This window comes from Ramlibacter alkalitolerans (genome assembly GCF_016722765.1).
In the GTDB taxonomy this organism is placed as follows: domain Bacteria; phylum Pseudomonadota; class Gammaproteobacteria; order Burkholderiales; family Burkholderiaceae_C; genus Ramlibacter; species Ramlibacter alkalitolerans.
In genome coordinates this window covers 16348-33022 of the sequence record NZ_JAEQND010000011.1, presented here as the reverse complement: position 1 = coordinate 33022, position 16675 = coordinate 16348, and the positions used below count along the sequence as shown (strand labels likewise).

The window sequence follows — 16675 nt, the reverse complement described above, 5'->3', positions numbered from 1 at the left end:
TCTCAAAACGAACGACCGTTCTATTTTCTGGAGATCAAAGATGCATGAAAAGGGAAGACGTCACCTGCTGGCCGCGGTCATTGCAGCGGTCGCGCTGCTGGCCGGCTGCGGCGGCGGCGACGACGATGTCGCCCCCAAGGTCGCGGTTTCGCGCGTGGTGGTGGCCGGCGACAGCCTCGCCGACGTGGGCACTTTCGGCGGCATCAAGTTCGGGGTGCAGAACTCCGCGGATCCGGCGAATGGCTTCCCCGGGTTCACGCAGATCGTGGCGCAGAACTTCGGCGTGAACGGCCAGTGCAATTTCTTCCTGTTCAACGGGACGACCTTCGTGCCCAACAGCCGCGCGGGCTGCACCAACTTCGCGATCGGGGGCGGGCGGGTCGTCGTGCCGGCGGCCGAAGGCGGAGCCTCCAATCCGCAGTCGGTGCCGACGCAGCTCGCCACCGCCGCGCAGGTGGTCGGCGGCCGCTACACGGCCACGGACCTCGTCCTCGTGGTCGGCGGCGGCAACGACTCCGGCGACCTGCTGCAGGCTTTCCTCGGCGCGGGCACGGGAGCGGCCGGCGTGGCGAACTACCAAGCCTTCCTGGCGCAGCAACTCAGCCCGCAGACGATTGCCGCGACCCTGCCGCAACCGAATGGCGCGGCGGCGGCGGCAGTGCTCTACATGAAGACCCTGGCCGACACCTACTACGACGCGGTGAAGGTGAACGCGCTGGACAAGGGCGCAACGCACGTCGCCGTGCTCGACGTGCCCGACATCAGCCTGACCCCGCGCATCCAGGCCGTGCTGACCGGTGTGGTCGCGCCCGCGAACGGCGGGGGCGCCGCCGGCGCTGCCGCCGCGGCAGCCGTGCAGGCCCTGATCCGGCAATGGACCGATGCCTTCAACACCGAACTGCGCGCACGGGTCGCCGGCGATACGCGGGTGGCCGTCGTTCCGTTCAACGCCGACTTCACCGAGGAAGTGACGCACGCGGCGGACTTCGGCCTGAGCAACGTGAGCACTCCGTCGTGCCGGGTGGTCGGTGTCGAATTCTTCGACAGCCCGGCGGAAGCCGCGCGCTGCACCAGCGCGGCGCTCGACGCCAACCCGCCCGCAGGGCTGGCGCCTGGCTGGTGGCGGACCTGGGCCTTTGCCGACGGCTTCCACCCCACCCCGTTCGGGCACCAGTTGCTCGCCGCCTCGGTGAACCGCGCGCTGGCGCGCGCCGGCTGGCTGTGACCGCCGCTTCAGGAGAATAACGATGCAACAGAAGAAATTCATCCTGGCCGCGGCGCTGGCGCTCGCCGCGCTCGGCGCCCAGGCCCAGACCGCCGGCACCTGGTTCGGCGGCGTCGGCCTCACGCGCATCGCGCCCGACACGGACAGCGGCAACCTGACGGCGCCCTCGGCGCCCGGCACGCAGGTCGACGTCGGGGCGGACACCAAGCCGTCCCTGTTCGTGGGTCGCATGCTCACGGACCACGTCTCCGTCGAACTGCCGATCGCGCCGTCGTTCAAGTCGAAGATCCGCGGTGCGGGTGCGATCAGCGGCGTGGGCACGATCGGCACCGTGCGCTCGCTGCCGATCACGCTGTTCGCGCAGTACCGCTTCCTGGAGCCGACGGCCCGCTTCCGTCCCTACGTGATGCTGGGGCTGACGTACGCGTACTTCTACGGGGAGCGCGGCTCGGCCGCCCTGAACGGCGTGAACCCGGCCAACCCGCCGGGCGGCAACACGCAGCTCGACGTGGACTCGCGCTTCGGCCTGACGCCGGGGCTGGGCGTCACGGCGTCGATCAACGAGCGCTGGTTCGTGGACCTGCAGTACGCGAAGTCCTTCCTCAAGACCAAGACGACCCTGTCGACCGGGCAGACGATCTCCACCAAGCTGAATCCGAACGTGTACCGGATCGCGGTGGGCGTGCGGTTCTGAGCGCGGGGGCTCCCCGCTTTTCGTAGGCTGGCGGTGGAGCGCCAGCGAAACCCCAGCGTTTTCGTGCTTGCGCGAAGCGCTGGGGTTCGCGCTGCGCGGCTCACCGCCAGCCTACGAGGGTCGCGCCGCTTTTACTTCGCCAGCACCACATGCAGCGCCGCCTCGGTGCCCACATGCCGCGTGCAGCGAAAACCCAGCGCCGGCAGGTCGATGCCCGCCAGCAGCGCCTCGCCGCGCCCGAGCAGGGTCGGCGAGATCACCAGGTGCATCTCGTCGACCAGCCCGGCCTGCAGGTACTGCCGCACCGTGGACGCACCGCCGCCGATGCGCACGTCCTTGTCCTGCGCCGCCTCGCGGGCACGCTCCAGCGCCTCGTGGATGCCGCCGGTGACGAAGTGGAAGGTGGTGCCGCCTTCCATCTGCAGCGGCGCGCGCGCGTGGTGCGTCAGCACGAACACGGGCACGTGGTAGGGCGGGCTCGGCCCCCACCAGCCTTTCCACTCCTCGTCCGGCCAGGGGCCGCGCACCGGGCCGAACATGTTGCGGCCCAGGATCCAGGCGCCCTTGCCCTGCAGGGATTCGCGCGCGAAGTCGTCGTCGGTGCCCGTGGTGCCGCCCTCCTTCCCCTGCATCGCGCGGAAGGTGCGGGTCGGGAAGAACCATTCGTGCAGCGATTCGCCGCCCACGCCCAGCGGGTTCTGCAGGCTCTGGTCGGGGCCGGCACCGAAGCCGTCGATGGACACCGCAAAGGCCTGGACCTTGACTTTCGACATGGACACCTCCGTCTGCGCTACCAGGAAAAGCCGATCGCCCTGCGCAGGATACGCTCGGCGCCGCGGGCCTGCGCGCCCCGCCAGGCCACGATCTGGTCGGGCCGGATCAGCGCCAGCGGCGCTTCGTACAGATCGCGCAGCGCCGGGGCGCCATGGTGCACCACGTGCAGGTCGATGCCCAGGGCCCGCGCCGCGCTTTCGAACGGCGCCGTGGAAGGCACGTCGGGCCCCAGCGCCAGCAGCGTCCATTCGCGGTGGAAGGTGTCGAACAGCGAGCGGCCGTCGTCCAGCCACGCATGCGGCGGCCTTCCACCCGGGCGCGCCGTGGGGACGTAGTGGTTCGCTTCGTCCGCCGGCGCTGCGCTGCCTTCCGCCACGATCAGCGGCGAGCGCTCGTAGCGGCCGCCGAAGGTCACGCCGGGGATGTTGAATTCGAGCCGCACGTGGGCGTCGAGGTGCAGCGAAGCTTCGTGCCGGGCGACGTCGCCCGCAGGGCCGTCCTCCTCCAGCACGGGCCGGGCGGGGAACAGCCCCACCGAATCGGCGAAGTGGCGGGCATAGCCGGTGTTGCGCACCGCCAGCGGCCTGCGTTCGATCTCGTAGCTGTCCAGGAGCGCCGGCGGGTTCAGGCCGCGCACCGCGCTCGCGAGCTTCCATCCGAGGTTCACCGCATCCTCGACGGCGGTGTTGTAGCCCAGGCCCCCGGTGGGCGTGAACAGGTGAGCGGCGTCGCCGGCGATGAACACCCGTCCGCGCTGGAAGGACTGCGCGACCAGGGAGTGCCCCGCCGTCCAGGTGCCGCAGGACAGCACCTCGATGGGGATCTCGCACCCGAGCGCCTGCGCGAACACGCGCCGCGCATCGGCCGCGGTCCAGCGCTCCGCGTCCTCGCCTTCGTGCACGGCGGCATGGAAGGCGAACTCCGACTGGCCATCCACCGAGGCCATGAAGGCGCGCCGCTGCGCGTTCACCGACACGTACATCCAGGCGCGGGCATGCGGGAACACTTCGTAGAAGCCCGGAGCACGCAGGTAGACAGCGAACATCTGCCCACCCATGAAGTCGCGCCGCACGCCGGTGGCGCCGCCCCAGGCGATGCCCAGCGCATTGCGCACCAGGCTGCGCGACCCATCCGCCCCCACCAGGTACTTCGCCCGCACCCTTTGTCTTCCTCCCTCCCCCCCTGGGGGAGGGGTGGGGTGGGAGCTCACCATGGCGCGCACCTCCTCCCCCACATCCTCGAACTCCACCAGCTTCCACCCGTACCGGATGTCGTTCGTCGCATACGCCTGCGCGTGCCGGCGCAGGATGGCTTCCACGAATTTCTGCGACACCCGATGCGGCAGTTCCGCCGCGCTCCAGGCCCCGCCCATCGTGCGCACGTTGCGCACGGCCTGCGCCGCCGTGGGCAGTGCCAGCCGCGCCAGTTCCCATCCCGTGTAGCGCGTGAAGTACGCGATGTCGGTCGGATGGTCCGGCGGCAGGCCCTGCGCGCGCACCTCGTGGGCGAAGCCGAGCCGGCGGAAGTGCTCCATGGTGCGCGCCTGCGTCGCATTGGCCTGCGGGTTGAAGGCCGTGCCCGGCTTCATGTCCACCAGCAGCGTGCGCACGCCGCGCCGTCCCAGCTCGTTGGCCAGCATCAGCCCGCAAGGGCCGCCGCCGGCGATCAGGACGTCGGTCTCGATGTCCTGCATGCCTTCAGTACCCGAAGCGCGCCGTCCACTTGCGCTCGTAGTCCATGCGGTCGAAGTGTTCGGCGATGAAGTCGATGAAGGTGCGGACCTTGGCGCTGAGGTGCTTGCGGCTCGGGTACGCGAGGTTGACGGTGAGCCGCGGCAGGTCCCACGCGTCCAGCACCGGCACCAGCCGGCCGGCCACGATGTCCTCGTAGAGGATGTAGGTCGGCTGCACCAGGATGCCGTGGTCCTTCAGCGCCGCCGCGCGCAGCACCTGGCCGTCGTTGGACTCCAGCACGCCCTTGATGGCGACCGTCGTGGTCTCGCCGTCGCGCGTGAAGCGCAGTTCGTGCGGGTTGTGGGCGTAGGTGTAGACCAGCAGCGCGTGCTGCGCCAGGTCCTCCAGGACGCGCGGCGTGCCGGCGCGTCCCAGGTAGCCCGGCGACGCGGCGAGGATGCGGCGGGTCTCGGCCAGCCGCCGGATCGTGATGTTCGAGTCCGGTTCGAACTCGCGCGTGCGGATCGCGACGTCGATGTTGTTGTCGATCAGGTCCAGGTAGCGGTTGGCCGTCTCGACGTGCACCGTCACGTTCGGGTAGCGCCTGGCGTATTCCGGCAGCAGCGGTGCGATGTGGTGCATCGCGAACGAGAGCGAGGCGGTCACCCGCAGCGTGCCGCCGGGATTGAGCGTGGACGCGTTGACGGCCGATTCGGCATCCTGCAGTTCGGCGAGGATCGCCTTGCTGCGGCGCAGGAACTCCTGCCCCGTCTCGGTGAGGTACAGGCGGCGGGTGTTGCGTTCCACCAGGCGCGCGCCCAGGCGTTCTTCCAGCGCGCAGAGGTGGCGGCTGGCCGCCGCGTTCGACAGGCCCAGTTCCTCCGCCGCACGGCTCAGGCTGCCCGTCTCGGCCACCTGCACGAACAGCGCCATCTCGGTCCAGCGGTCCAAGCCAGTCTCCTGCTTTCTTGCGCACGGCGGAAAACTCATTTGCCGCGGCGGTCTTTCGCAAATTATGGGGCCGTCCTAGAGTCCGCCACGGAGTCCTCCCCAGGAGACCTGTCGCATGCGCAACCTCACCCAGGACAACATCACCCAGGCCGTGATCGCCCGCTTCGCGGCGACGCCGGATGCACGCCTGAAGGAGATCATGACCAGCCTGGTGCAGCACCTGCATGCCTTCGCGCGCGAGGTGAAGCTGACCGAGGACGAATGGATGCAGGGCATCCGGTTCCTCACCCGCGTCGGCCACATCACCACCCCGCAGCGGCAGGAGTTCATCCTGCTGTCGGATACCTTGGGGCTGTCGATGCTCACCGTGGCCATGAACCAGGACAAGCCGGCCGGCTGCACCGAGGCCACGGTGTTCGGCCCCTTCTACGTCGAGGATGCGCCCACCTACGACCTGGGCGAGGACGTGGCCAACGGCGCCGCGGGCATCCCGTGCCAGGTGCGCGGCACCGTGCGCGGCCTGGGCGGCGAGCCGGTCGCCGGCGCGGAGATCCACGTCTGGCAGGCCGACGCCCAAGGCAAGTACGACGTGCAGCGCGAAGGCCTGGCGCAACACCAGGCACGCGGCGTGCTGCACGCCGACGGCAAGGGCCGGTACCACTTCCGCTCGATCCTCGCCGAGGCGTATCCGATCCCCGACGACGGCCCGGTCGGCGACCTGCTGGAGGCCACGAAGCGCCATCCCTGGCGGCCGGCGCACCTGCACTTCATGATCCAGGCGCCGGGCTACGAGACGCTGATCACGCACGTGTTCCGCAATGGCGATCCGTACCTCGATTCGGATGCGGTGTTCGGCGTGCGCCAGTCGCTGATCGCCGACTGGGTGCGGCAGCCGGACGGAACGTACCTGGTCGAATACGACTTCGTGCTCAACCCCCGGAAGGACGCCGCGTGATCCGCCACATCGTGATGTGGAACGTGCGCGGCGCCACGCGCGAGGAGAAGCAGGCCAACGCGGAGCGCCTGCAGCGCAGCTTCCACAGCCTGCGCGGGCGCGTACCCGGCCTGCTGCACCTGGAGATCGGCATCGACAGCAGCCGCATCGACTACGCCTGCGATGTCGTCCTGGTGAGCGCATTCGAATCGCAGGCGGCGCTCGACGCCTATGCGCAGCACCCGGAGCACCTGCGGGTGAAAGCCGAACTCGCCGACCTGCGCACGCAGCGCCACCAGGTGGACTACGAAGTGCGGACCGAGGCGTGACGATGAAGAAAACCCTGCTGCGCGGCGCGACGATCATCACGATGGACCGGCAAGGCGAACTGCCGGCCGGCGACATCCTCATCGAGGACGACCGGATCGCCGCGATCGCACCTTCCCTGCAGGCGGACGACGCCGAAGTGGTGGACCTCGCCGGCCAGATCGTCATCCCCGGACTGGTCAACGCCCACATGCACACCTGGCAGACCGCGCTGCGTGGCGTCGCCGCCAACTGGACGCTGCTCGAGTACTTCCAGAAGATGCATGCCGGCCTGGCCACCGCCTTCGGGCCGGAGGACCTCTTCATCGCCACCCGCATGGGCGCATGGAACCAGCTGAATTGCGGCACGACCACGCTCGCCGACTGGTGCCACAACAATCCGACGCCGGAGCACAACGACGCGGCGATCGAGGGCCTGCTGTCCACCGGCATCCGCGCGGCCTTCTTCCACGGCACGCCCAAGCCCGACCCGAAGCCTGGCCAAGTGCCGTTCTGGGAAGTGGCGCATCCGCGGCGGGAGATCGAGCGGCTGCTGAAGAAGCACGCGGCCCATCCGCTGCTCGCCATCCATGCCGCGGTGCTGGGCCCGCACTACGCCACGCTCGAAGTGGCGATGCACGACTTCCGCATGGCGCGCGAGCTGAGGCTGATCGCCTCGCTGCACCAGGGCGGCGGCGCGGCGCGCACGCCCGACGGATGGGAGCGCCTGGAAGCGGCCGGACTGCTGGCGCCCAACATCAACATCGTGCACGGCCACGCCTTGTCGGATGCGCAATTGCAGCGCTTCTGCGAGCTGGGAATGAGCTTTTCGGCGGCCGCGGAAAGCGAGATGTCGCAGGGGCACGGTCATCCGCTCACCGGGCGGCTGCGCCAATTCGGGCGGGCGCCCTCGCTCGGCGTGGATCTCGAAAGCGTGCTGTCCGGCGACATGCTCACGCAGGCGCGGGTGGCGCTGGGCATGCAGCGCAGCCTGGACAACGTGGGCTGGCGCGCGCAGCACGGCACCATCCCGCCGACCTCCACGATCACCACGCGCGAGGCGCTGTCCTGGGTGACGGTCGAAGGCGCGCGCATGCTGCAACAGCTGGATCGCATCGGCACGCTGGCGCCCGGCAAGCAGGCAGACCTCGTCGTGATCCGCGCGACCGACCTGAACATGCAACCCGTGCACGACGCGGTGAGCAGCGTCGTGTTCCAGGCTTCGCTGGCCAACATCGACAGCGTGATGGTCGCCGGCCAATGGAAGAAGCGCGCCGGCAGCCTGCTGGCCGGCGACCTGTCGGACGACCTCGAACGGCTGCGCCGGTCGGGCGAGAAGATCACGCGCGCGATGGGCCTCGCGCGCTGACCTTGATGGGAGAGGGGGCCGCTTACTTGCGCGGCGCCATGATCCCCAGCATCAGGTCGGTGTTGAGCTTCGCCAGTTGCTGGATCAGCGCCCACTGGCCCGACATGATCTGGGCGAACTGCGGATTGGTCGGATTGGCCTGCCCCGACATCGCCAGGGTCGCCGTGGTTTGCGCGATCTTCTGCTGTTCCGCCACGATCTGCTTGATCGCCTCGTTGTATTCATCCAGGGTCATGGGGTCTCCAGTACCGGGAACGATCCCGCCCCCCATCGTAGCCCCTGTGGGCGAACATCGGCGATGATCGGCGATATCGCCATGGACCTGCCCCACAGCCCCGCCGCCGAGCGCAACAAGGAGCCCATCCTCGCGGTCCTGCGCGCCATCCTGCCCCAGCGCGGCAGCGCGCTGGAAATCGCATCGGGCACCGGCCAGCACGTGGCCTGCTTCGCTGCCGCCCTGCCGGCGTGGAACTGGCAGCCGACGGAGGCGGACGCCGGCATGCTGCCCGTGATCGCCGAGCGCGTGGCGCAAGCCGGGCTGCGCAACGTGCACCCGCCCGTGCTGCTGGACGTGATGGCGCCGCAGTGGGCGTCCAAGACCGCGCCCTTCGCGGAGCGCTTCGACGCCATCCTGTGCGCCAACATGCTGCACATCTCGCCGTGGCCGACCTGCGCCGCGTTGATGCAGGGTGCCGCGCGCCACCTCGCACCCGGCGGCGTGCTGGTCACCTATGGCCCTTACTTCGAAGACGGCGTGCCGCCGGCGCCCAGCAACGAGGATTTCGATGCGAGCCTGCGCGCGCGCGACCCGACGTGGGGCATCCGTCGGCTGCAGGACGTGCAGGCCGAGGCCGCGCGTGCCGGATTGACCTTGCGCGCCCGCCATGCGATGCCGGCGAACAACCTGCTGCTGGAGTTCGTCGTCTCTGCCGATGCCGCTAGCGGGCGCCAGCCCTGACGAGCAGTTGCGCCACTTCCGTCTGCCCGCGCCGGCGCGCGTGCTGCAGCGGGGTGACGCCATCGCGGTCGGCGAGGTTCAGGTCTGCCTTGTGCGCCACCAGCATGCGCACGATCTCCTGGTGCGCGGGGCCGCCGTTGCCCAGGATCACGGCCTCCAGCAGGCAGGTCCAGCCGAGGTTGTTCACGTGGTTCACGTCGATGGACGTGGTGAGCAGGAAGCGCACCGTGTCGACGTGACCGCGTTCGCAGGCGGGGATCAAGGCGTTGCCGCCGAAGCGGTTGGGAAGCTTCAGGTCGGCGCCGGCCGCCAGCGCGGCGCGGACGATCTCGGTGTAGCCGCGCGCGCCGGCCAGCAGGAAGGCGCTGTCGCGCTGCGGGTCCTGCGCGTTCACGTCGGCACCGCGCGCGATGAGCGCCCGCACCACCTCGACGTGCTTGCCGGCCGTCGCCGCCAGGACGGCCGTGCGGCCGTTCGCATCGCGCTGCTCGACGTCCGCGCCGGCACGCAGCAGCGCCTGCACCTGGGGGAGATCGCCTCGCGCGGCGGCTTCCACCAGCGGCGCCTGTGCCTGCGCGTGGGCGAGCGGCGAAAGCAGCGTGATGCTGCCGGCGGCCAGCAGCAGCCGCCGGTAGGGCGAACCCGAGCGTTCCCGCGGCACGCTATCGGCCCGACATCTCGTGCAACGTCTGCATCGTCGCGAACACGTTGGCCCACTTCGAGGGCGGCTCGAAGCCCTCGCCGCAGTCTTCGCCGACGCGCGTCGAGTCCACCAGCGTCACCGCATCCGTCATCGCCTGGCTGAACTTCTGCTCGGTGGCGAACCCGAGCTTCTGCTTCAGCGCGACGTTCGCGTCGGCCTGCACGCCCGCCTTGGTGAGGATGAACTTGTCGAAGTACTGCTTCTGCGCATGCAGCGTGACGTTCTGCTCGCGCAGGTAGGCCTGCAGCTTGTCGTCCTTGAACGGGTAGGGCAGGCCGGGCCAGAACGCGTTGAAGAGGCCGTCCCAGTGGTTCGGGAAGTAGTGCTTCGGCCGCACGATCGGGATCACCATCTCCGCCACCGGCCTGCCGCCCGTGCCTATCCACGCATCGACCTGCGTGAGGCCGGCGTCGCGCATCGCGGCGCGCAGGTTGTTCAGCGGCGAGCCGTGGTTCACGCCGTCGACCATGACGCCGGCGCGGAAGCCGCCGTTGACCGGATCGGGCACCGGCGGGCGGTACAGCTCGCGCGCGAAATGCTGGATCGGGTTGCTCGCGTCGCCGCTGTGGTTGAAGCGCACGACGCGCATCGTGATGCCGTCGCCCAGGTCGAACTTCTCGCCCCCGCTCACGCTGCGGCAGCCGGCGGCGGGCACGCCCTGGGACACGGCCTGCATGCAGGTCGACACGCCGCCTATCATCGGGGCGCCGGTCAGCTTGACCCAGGTGGGGGAGTCCCAGCTGTGGTCCCAGTGGCTTTGGCCGACCAGCAGCAGGTCCAGCTTCGCGGGCCCGAGCGCCGCTTCGCGCACCTTGCGGATCGCGTCCGTATCGACGGCCTGCGCGCCGCGGGTATAGGCGTACTGGTCGTTCGGCAGTCCGGGCGGCGGATAGAAGCTCGCCTGCGGCAGGCGCGTGAAGTAGCCATCCATCCAGATGCGCTTGCCGCCGAAGTTCATCTCCCAGTTGGCAATCGACATCCAGGTCAACTCGACCCTGGGGGTCTGGGCCTGGGCCTGCGCGGGCGAAGCGGCGAAGGCGGCGACGACAGCTGCGAACGCGAGCGCGGTGATTCTGCGGGTCATGGGCACTCCAGTCGTGGCGGGACCCGCAGCGTAGGAGCGAGGCCGCTGCGGTGCGCTGGAGAAAACCCTAGCAGCGCACGCCCTAAGGAGCCGCTTCCTTCGCGTGCAGCTTCGCCGCGATGTACTCGCCGTGCGTCACGTGCAGCAGGCCGGCGACCTTGGAGATGATGTGGCTCTCGCCGGCGTCCGCGCTGCCGTCCACGTACGCCATGCGCCACATCAGCTCGATCACCTCGATCTTCTGCGGATGCGTGAGGCGGTCGTTGAGGACGGAGGTGAAGGAAAAGAAGTCGTTGCTGCTGCGCGAGCGCTCTTCGGCGGCGGCCAGCAGTTCGCGCACGTCGGCCTCGTCCATCGAGAACCTGTCGCGCAGCACCTGCATGGCCGCGGCGCGTTCGGCCGCATTCATGCCGAGGTCGGCCCGCATGGCCTCCACCAGCAGCACGGCAGTCGCCAGTTCGGTGCTGACGGCGGGCTCGGAGGAAGAGGGGGGCGCGACAATGGCGCGCAGGAAATCTCGCAGCGCAGGAATCACGGCTTCATTGTGCGGCGCTGTGAACCTCCGATTGCGTCGTGGATACACAGGCTTGCAACTCTCTACCGCCACTTCGCCCGTGCCTCACATGCCGCGGCGAGGATGAAGCTTCGAACTTCAGGAGAAATCGAAGCATGAACACGAAGATCATCGTCACTGGCCTCGTTGCCGCATCGCTGGGCTTCAGCTCGGTGTCGTTCGCGCAGCCGTCGCATCACCACGATCGTCGCGATGGGCGCGAGGCGCGGCACGATGTGCGCGACGCGCGCCGCGACCTTCGCGAGGACCGTCGTGAACTGCGCCACGACCGCCGCGAACTGCGCCAGGAGCGGCGCGAGGCGCGCTACTACTACAACGCCCGCGGGCCGGAGTTCCGCCGCGGCGGCCACCTGCCGCACGAACTGCGCGATCGCCACTACGTGGTGAGCGACTGGCGCGGGCACCGCCTGGCCGCGCCGCCCCGCGGCTACCAGTGGGTGCAGGTGGGCTCGGATTACGTGCTGGTGGCCATCGCCACCGGCCTCATCGCCAATCTGATCCTGAGCCAGTAAGGGGTCTCGGCTCCCTGAGAGGTGGCCGGTACGGTTCCGCCCTGCGCGGGCGGTGACGGATCTCAGCTCCCTAAGTGGCGGCCGGTATCGCGTAGGCTGGCGGTGAGCTTTGCGAACGCCAGCGGTGCGCGAGCGACGCGAGCGCTGGGGTTTCGCGCGCTGCGCGGCTCACCGCCAGCCTACGGATCCGCCCTGCGCGGGCGGTGACCGCGGGGTCGTGCGGCCGCTTCGCGCCCCTCTCACGTCATCCCCGCGCAGGCGGGGATCCAGAAGCGCGCCGCCGGCGCGCTCTCCGGAAGCCCTGGATTCCCGCCTTCGCGGGAATGACGGGAACTCACACGCCTTCGTGGGGAATGACGGATACCGGCCGTCTCGCCTCCGCGGAACCGACGTCGCCTACCCCGGATAGTGCGCCAGCTTCGTCTGGTCGATGCCGAAGACGTCGCACAGCCAGTCGATCATCAGCTCCTGGCCGATGGTCGGGTTGTCGTGCTGGCAGTGTTCGGCGCCGGTTTCCTCTTCGCTCGTGAGCCGCAGCGTCGCCTTCACGCCGTGCCTCGTCGCGTAGTCGTACACCGTCTTCACCGCATCCACACCGAGCACGTCATGCCCGCCGTGGATGATCAGGTAAGGACACTTCATCTTGTCCAGCACGCCTTCGAGCTTGAACGGCTTCGCGATCTCCGTCGCCTCGGCCATCGTGTTCGCGCCGAACACCCACTTGATGTGGCCCGCCAGGCCATGGTTGTCGTCGCGCGTCTTCCAGCGCTCGTGGATGTCCCAGATCGCGCCGTGCGAGATGCAGGCCGCCAGCCGCGGCTCCATGGCCCCGGCCCGCGCCGCGTAATAGCCGCCCAGGCTCGAGCCGCTCATCGCGATGCGGGAGGCGTCGACGTCACCGCGCTGCGCCAGCCAGTCGATGCACTTGCCGATCGGCACCTCGTAGTCGTGGCGCGTGGTCAGGCCGTGCCGGCGCAGGGCCCCGCCCTGCCCGGGGCCGTCGACCAGCAGCACCGAGATGCCGCGCTGCAGGGCGCCGCGGCCGGTCATGAACCAGAGTTCGTCCTTGAAGGAGTCGAGGCCGCCGACGGAGATCAGCACCGGCTGGCGATCGCCGCCGTTCGCGGAGCGGATGAAGTAGCCGGGCAGCGGCTTGCCCGGCTCGTACGGGATCTCCACGATCTCCGCCTTCGGCGTGAGCTGCTGCATGAACTTGTGCGAGGCCTTCTCGCAGCGGTCGAAGGTCGCCAGCCGCCGCGGGTCGTCCGCCTTCAGCCAGAACTCCGCCTCGCGGAAGTAGTTGGCCGCGCGCAGCCAGCAGTTCATCGCCGTGCGCACGTGCTTGTGCGCAATGGCCTCGTCGCCCCGCGCGTCGTTGCGCTCGCCGATGTGCATCCATTCGCGCCACCAGCTTTCGGCATCGTGCGCCACGATCCTGCTGCCGGCCTGGAACACCTCGCTGACCGCGCCGCCCCCTTCCTGCGTCTCGCCCAGCCCGCGGCGGAACTGGTAGGAGAACCAGAAATCGTCGTGCCAGTGGTGCCAGCCGAAGGGTTCGTAGCTCGGGGCCTTGTTCGTCTCGCTCATGTCTCTCCTTTGCGTATGCCCGGGTTCACTGCGGCTGGTAGCCGATGTCCTTCACCAGCCGGGCGAACTTGTCGTTGTCGCTGCGCAGCAGCCGCCCGAAGTCTTCCGGCGTGCCGGTGGAGGGGATCAGGCCCAGCGTGCCCATCGTCTTCTGCACGTCCGGCTGCCCGATGGCGTGGTTGATCTCCTCATTGAGCTTCTTCACGATCTCCGGCGGCGTGCCCGCCGGCGCGACGAAGCCGAACCAGCCGGGCGCCGCATAGCCCTTGACGCTCTCGCCGATGGTGGGCAGGTTGGGCAGCTTGGGGTCGCGGCTGGGATGCGTGATGCCCAGCAGCTTGAGCTTGCCGGCCTCGATCAACGGCGCCACGCTGGTGTACGAGGTCACGCCGAGGTCGAGCCGGCCGCCGGTCAGGTCCGTCACCACCGGGCCGTTCCCCTTGTAGGCGACGTTGAGGAACTTGAAGCCCGACAGATGCGCCAGCATCTCGAACGACATGTGCGGCAGCCCGCCGTTGCTGGTGGTGCCGATGGTCATCTTGCCCGGGTTGGACTTGGCCCATTGGATCATCTCGTTGACGTTGGCGAACGGTGCGTCGGGCCGGGCGACCAGCGCCAGGTAGTTGATCGCGCCCAGCGCCACCGGCGCGAAGTCCTTCAGCGGGTCGTAGGGCAGGCTCTTGTAGGTGGCCGGCGCGAGCGCGAGGTTGGTCACCAGGCCCACCCCCAGCGTGTAGCCGTCCGGCGGCGACTTGGCCGTGAGGTCCAGGCCGATCTGGCCGCTGGCGCCCGGCTTGTTGTCGATCAGCACGGGCTGGCCGAGGCGCTCGCTGATCTTGTTGCCGATCAGGCGCGCGATCACGTCGGGCCCGTCGCCGGGCGTGTACGGAACCAGGATCCGGATCGGCTTCGAAGGCCAGGCCTGCGCGCCGGCGGAGCCGGCGACCAGCAGCGCGGGCAGGGCCAGCGCCGCCGCCGCGATCACTCTTCTCTTCATGGCTTTGACTCCTTGCGGTGTTGGGGCTTCACGCCAGCGCGGGCTCGGGCTGGCCGAGGCGGCGCACCTCGCCCCAGCCTTCGCGCATGGCGGCGAGCGCGGAGAGTTCGAGCTGCGCGATGCAGCGCACCAGCTCGCCGGCCTTCATCAGGTCGGTTTCGTAGCGCAGGGTCTGGAACAGCTCGGACGAGCGGCTCATGCAGGTGGCGGCGCGCGTCGCCGCGGTGGCATCGAGGCCGCGCAACGCGAGTTCCGCGGCCACGCGCTGCAGGTAGCCGGCGGCGGCGCGGCGGCCCAGCACTCCGTGGTTCGGAATGTTGCCGGTGACGAACAGCGGCCGCCGTTCGCCCATGGGCGAGAGCGCATCCTCCACCTCGCCGCGCAGCACCGCTTCGGCGAAGCGCGCCATGCCCGGGGCGCCGGTCTCCCAGTGCGGGATCTGCCACTGGTTGCCGAACAGCGCATAGGGCTTCGGATAGTCGCCGGCCAGGATCTTCAGGTTGCGCCGGAAGCTGTCGCGGATCGCCGCGGCGATGTCCCAGTCCGGATCGCGCCGCGGCTCCACCCACACCATCAGGTAGGGGCCGTAGCCGTCGTGCAGGCTCCACTCGCCGCCCCAGGGGTGGTGGTGGGCCCAGGCGTGGTACTGGTCGTCCTGCCGCTGCCCGGCCTCGGCCCAGGCCTGCCGGAACACGGAGATGGGGCACTCGTAGCGCGCATGCTCGGCGAGGTCGTTGGGCTCCCAGATCACCACCACCTGCCGCTGCAGGTCGTAGCCGGCGACCACCACGTGGTGACCGAAGCCGGAGCTCTTCATCGTTTCCTTCTGGAACGCGATGCGCGGCGAGCTCATGGCGCCAAAGGGCAGCAGCAGGCTGTAGTGCAGGCCCACCTGGACCGGGATGCCGCGGTCGATGAGGGCGGTGAGCTTCGCGAAGGCTTCGTCGAAGCCGCCTTCCGGGTCTTCCTCCCAGTGGCTGCGAAAGCCCAGGATGCGCGGCGTGTATTCCCAGATCTCGTGGAACGCGCCCTTGCCGCCGTTGAAGGCCGGCGCGCCCCAGGCGGGACACCAGCGGAACGAGAAGCCGTCGCCGCTGGTGCCGTCGGCGAACAGCACGTCGTCTTCGCCGAAGTGGCGCAGCTGGCCCAGCATGCCGGTGAAGTAGCAGCGGCCCGCGTTGGCCTGCTGCGGATAGCCCCGCGGGCCCAGCCACGTCATGGAGAAGTAGCTGGAGGCGTAGGAAGTGATCTCGCGCATGCGCGTCTCCTCGTTCAGGCGGTCTGGCTGCGGTACCAGTCGAGGATCTGCTCGCCCGTCCACATCACCACGCCGGGATGCGCGAGGATGTGGTCGTACAGCATCTCGAGGTACTTGATGCGGTGGGGCACGCCCGTGAGGTACGGGTGGATGGAGATGGCCATCACACGCGGCGCCTTCGCGCCTTCGAGGTACAGGCGGTCGAACTGGTCGCGGCCGCGCCGGAAGATCTCGTCCGAGGGCTGCTGCTGCACCGCGCTGATCACCACGTCGTTGACCTCCACCGTGTACGGCACCGAGATCACGTTGCCGGCGCGCGTGCGGATCGGCACCGGCTGTTCGTCCAGCACCCAGTCGGCGACGTATTCGATGCCCGCTTCGGCCAGCAGGTCGATGGTCTCGTCGGTCTCCGTCAGGCCCGGGCTTTCCCAGCCGCGCGGCTTGCGGCCGGTGAAGTCGCTGATCGCCTTCACCGTGTCGGCGATGGCGGCGGCCTGGTCTTCGACGCGGTGCATCGGCCGCTGCACGAAACCGTGGCCCATGAACTCCCAGCCGGCCTCGCGCGCCGCGCTGCAGGCTTCGGGGTAGACGGTGCAGGCGGAGCCGTTGACCGCGAAGGTCGCCTTCAGCGAGCGGGCCTGCAGCGTCTCCAGGAAGCGCCAGAAGCCCACGCGCATGCCGTATTCGTGCCAGGACCAGTTCGGCACGTCGGGCAGCAGCGGCTGCCCCATCGGAGGTGGCAGCACGGCGCGCGGCATGCCCGCCAGCGGGCTCCAGTTCTCCACGTTCACGATGGTCCACACCGCGACGCGGGCGTCGCCCGGCAGCTTGAGCGGCCGGCGCCGGTGGATCGGTTCGTAGGTCACGCGCTCGCGCACGCTGCTGCCGCTTTCCCTGCTGGTCATGGGCTGCCACTCCTTTCCGGGTGCGTCGCATGCTAGGAGCGCCGGCCGCGGGCTGTCAAAGGAAGGGCGGCACCGTTCCCATTTAATGGGAACAGGCCTCACGGCCGGCGGCGCCGTGGCGCTCGGAAGAAGCACTCTGAAGCAGACGGGCGCGCGGGTGCGCCGGACTAG

18 protein-coding genes are annotated in these 16675 nt (G+C 69.5%); 7 read left to right on the top strand and 11 right to left on the bottom strand.

Going from position 1 to position 16675, the window contains the following annotated elements; translation table 11 throughout:
* Nucleotides 1-40 precede the first annotated feature (40 nt).
* Nucleotides 41-1225 (top strand): SGNH/GDSL hydrolase family protein, encoded by a 1185-nt coding sequence (locus tag JI746_RS19285; protein ID WP_201691900.1) that lies wholly within the window; start codon nt 41-43, stop codon nt 1223-1225.
* Between the two features lie 22 nt (nt 1226-1247).
* On the top strand, nt 1248-1919 hold the full coding sequence (locus JI746_RS19280) for an OmpW/AlkL family protein (RefSeq protein ID WP_201691899.1): 672 nt from the start codon (nt 1248-1250) through the stop codon (nt 1917-1919).
* A gap of 131 nt (nt 1920-2050) precedes the next feature.
* On the opposite strand, the gene JI746_RS19275 is transcribed toward JI746_RS19280, so the two are convergent.
* From JI746_RS19275 to JI746_RS19265, 3 genes are read right to left on the bottom strand one after another with little or no spacing between them, the layout of a single operon-like run.
* The gene (locus JI746_RS19275) at nt 2051-2692 is read right to left on the bottom strand and encodes a dihydrofolate reductase family protein (RefSeq protein WP_201691898.1); all 642 of its coding nucleotides are present in this window, start codon (nt 2690-2692) and stop codon (nt 2051-2053) included.
* 17 nt (nt 2693-2709) lie between these two features.
* The gene (locus JI746_RS19270) at nt 2710-4386 is read right to left on the bottom strand and encodes an FAD-dependent oxidoreductase (RefSeq protein WP_201691897.1); all 1677 of its coding nucleotides are present in this window, start codon (nt 4384-4386) and stop codon (nt 2710-2712) included.
* A 4-nt stretch (nt 4387-4390) separates the two neighbouring features.
* Entirely contained in the window at nt 4391-5317 is a 927-nt protein-coding gene (locus JI746_RS19265; RefSeq protein ID WP_201691896.1) for a LysR family transcriptional regulator, read from the bottom strand.
* Between the two features lie 115 nt (nt 5318-5432).
* On the opposite strand from JI746_RS19265, the gene JI746_RS19260 reads away from it, so the two are divergent.
* From JI746_RS19260 to JI746_RS19250, 3 genes are read left to right on the top strand one after another with little or no spacing between them, the layout of a single operon-like run.
* On the top strand, nt 5433-6272 hold the full coding sequence (locus JI746_RS19260; protein ID WP_201691895.1) for an intradiol ring-cleavage dioxygenase: 840 nt from the start codon (nt 5433-5435) through the stop codon (nt 6270-6272).
* Nucleotides 6269-6580 (top strand): Dabb family protein, encoded by a 312-nt coding sequence (locus tag JI746_RS19255; protein WP_330893036.1) that lies wholly within the window; start codon nt 6269-6271, stop codon nt 6578-6580. The genes JI746_RS19260 and JI746_RS19255 overlap by 4 nt, the downstream gene beginning before the upstream one ends.
* A gap of 2 nt (nt 6581-6582) precedes the next feature.
* Complete coding sequence (locus JI746_RS19250; RefSeq protein ID WP_201691894.1) at nt 6583-7926, top strand: amidohydrolase family protein; 1344 nt, start codon at nt 6583-6585, stop codon at nt 7924-7926.
* A 22-nt stretch (nt 7927-7948) separates the two neighbouring features.
* Here JI746_RS19250 and JI746_RS19245 read toward each other — a convergent pair whose 3' ends face one another.
* Nucleotides 7949-8161 (bottom strand): hypothetical protein, encoded by a 213-nt coding sequence (locus tag JI746_RS19245; RefSeq protein WP_201691893.1) that lies wholly within the window; start codon nt 8159-8161, stop codon nt 7949-7951.
* A gap of 81 nt (nt 8162-8242) precedes the next feature.
* On the opposite strand from JI746_RS19245, the gene JI746_RS19240 reads away from it, so the two are divergent.
* Nucleotides 8243-8884, top strand: coding sequence for a DUF938 domain-containing protein (locus tag JI746_RS19240; RefSeq protein WP_201691892.1), 642 nt, complete (start codon nt 8243-8245; stop codon nt 8882-8884).
* Here JI746_RS19240 and JI746_RS19235 read toward each other — a convergent pair.
* The 3 genes from JI746_RS19235 to JI746_RS19225 form a co-directional block, all read right to left on the bottom strand.
* Complete coding sequence (locus tag JI746_RS19235; RefSeq protein ID WP_408004117.1) at nt 8865-9545, bottom strand: ankyrin repeat domain-containing protein; 681 nt, start codon at nt 9543-9545, stop codon at nt 8865-8867. The genes JI746_RS19240 and JI746_RS19235 overlap by 20 nt on opposite strands.
* A gap of 1 nt (nt 9546) precedes the next feature.
* On the bottom strand, nt 9547-10671 hold the full coding sequence (locus tag JI746_RS19230; protein WP_201691891.1) for a hydroxyacylglutathione hydrolase: 1125 nt from the start codon (nt 10669-10671) through the stop codon (nt 9547-9549).
* A gap of 82 nt (nt 10672-10753) precedes the next feature.
* Nucleotides 10754-11206, bottom strand: a complete 453-nt coding sequence (locus JI746_RS19225; RefSeq protein ID WP_201691890.1) for a tellurite resistance TerB family protein — start codon at nt 11204-11206, stop codon at nt 10754-10756.
* Between the two features lie 134 nt (nt 11207-11340).
* On the opposite strand from JI746_RS19225, the gene JI746_RS19220 reads away from it, so the two are divergent.
* On the top strand, nt 11341-11757 hold the full coding sequence (locus JI746_RS19220; protein ID WP_201691889.1) for an RcnB family protein: 417 nt from the start codon (nt 11341-11343) through the stop codon (nt 11755-11757).
* Nucleotides 11758-12153: 396 nt separating this feature from the next.
* Here the strand turns inward: JI746_RS19220 and JI746_RS19215 are convergent, their stop codons facing one another.
* Genes JI746_RS19215 through JI746_RS19200 form a run of 4 tightly spaced genes read right to left on the bottom strand, consistent with a single transcriptional unit; the run spans nt 12154 to nt 16504 of the window.
* The gene (locus JI746_RS19215) at nt 12154-13344 is read right to left on the bottom strand and encodes an alpha/beta hydrolase family protein (RefSeq protein WP_201691888.1); all 1191 of its coding nucleotides are present in this window, start codon (nt 13342-13344) and stop codon (nt 12154-12156) included.
* Nucleotides 13345-13369: 25 nt separating this feature from the next.
* Entirely contained in the window at nt 13370-14341 is a 972-nt protein-coding gene (locus JI746_RS19210; RefSeq protein WP_201691887.1) for a Bug family tripartite tricarboxylate transporter substrate binding protein, read from the bottom strand.
* 28 nt (nt 14342-14369) lie between these two features.
* Nucleotides 14370-15599 carry a cysteine peptidase family C39 domain-containing protein gene (locus tag JI746_RS19205; protein WP_201691886.1) on the bottom strand — a complete coding sequence of 410 codons (1230 nt, stop codon included), beginning with the start codon at nt 15597-15599 and terminating at the stop codon, nt 14370-14372.
* Between the two features lie 14 nt (nt 15600-15613).
* On the bottom strand, nt 15614-16504 hold the full coding sequence (locus tag JI746_RS19200) for a polysaccharide deacetylase family protein (RefSeq protein WP_201691885.1): 891 nt from the start codon (nt 16502-16504) through the stop codon (nt 15614-15616).
* Between the last annotated feature and the right edge of the window lie 171 nt (nt 16505-16675).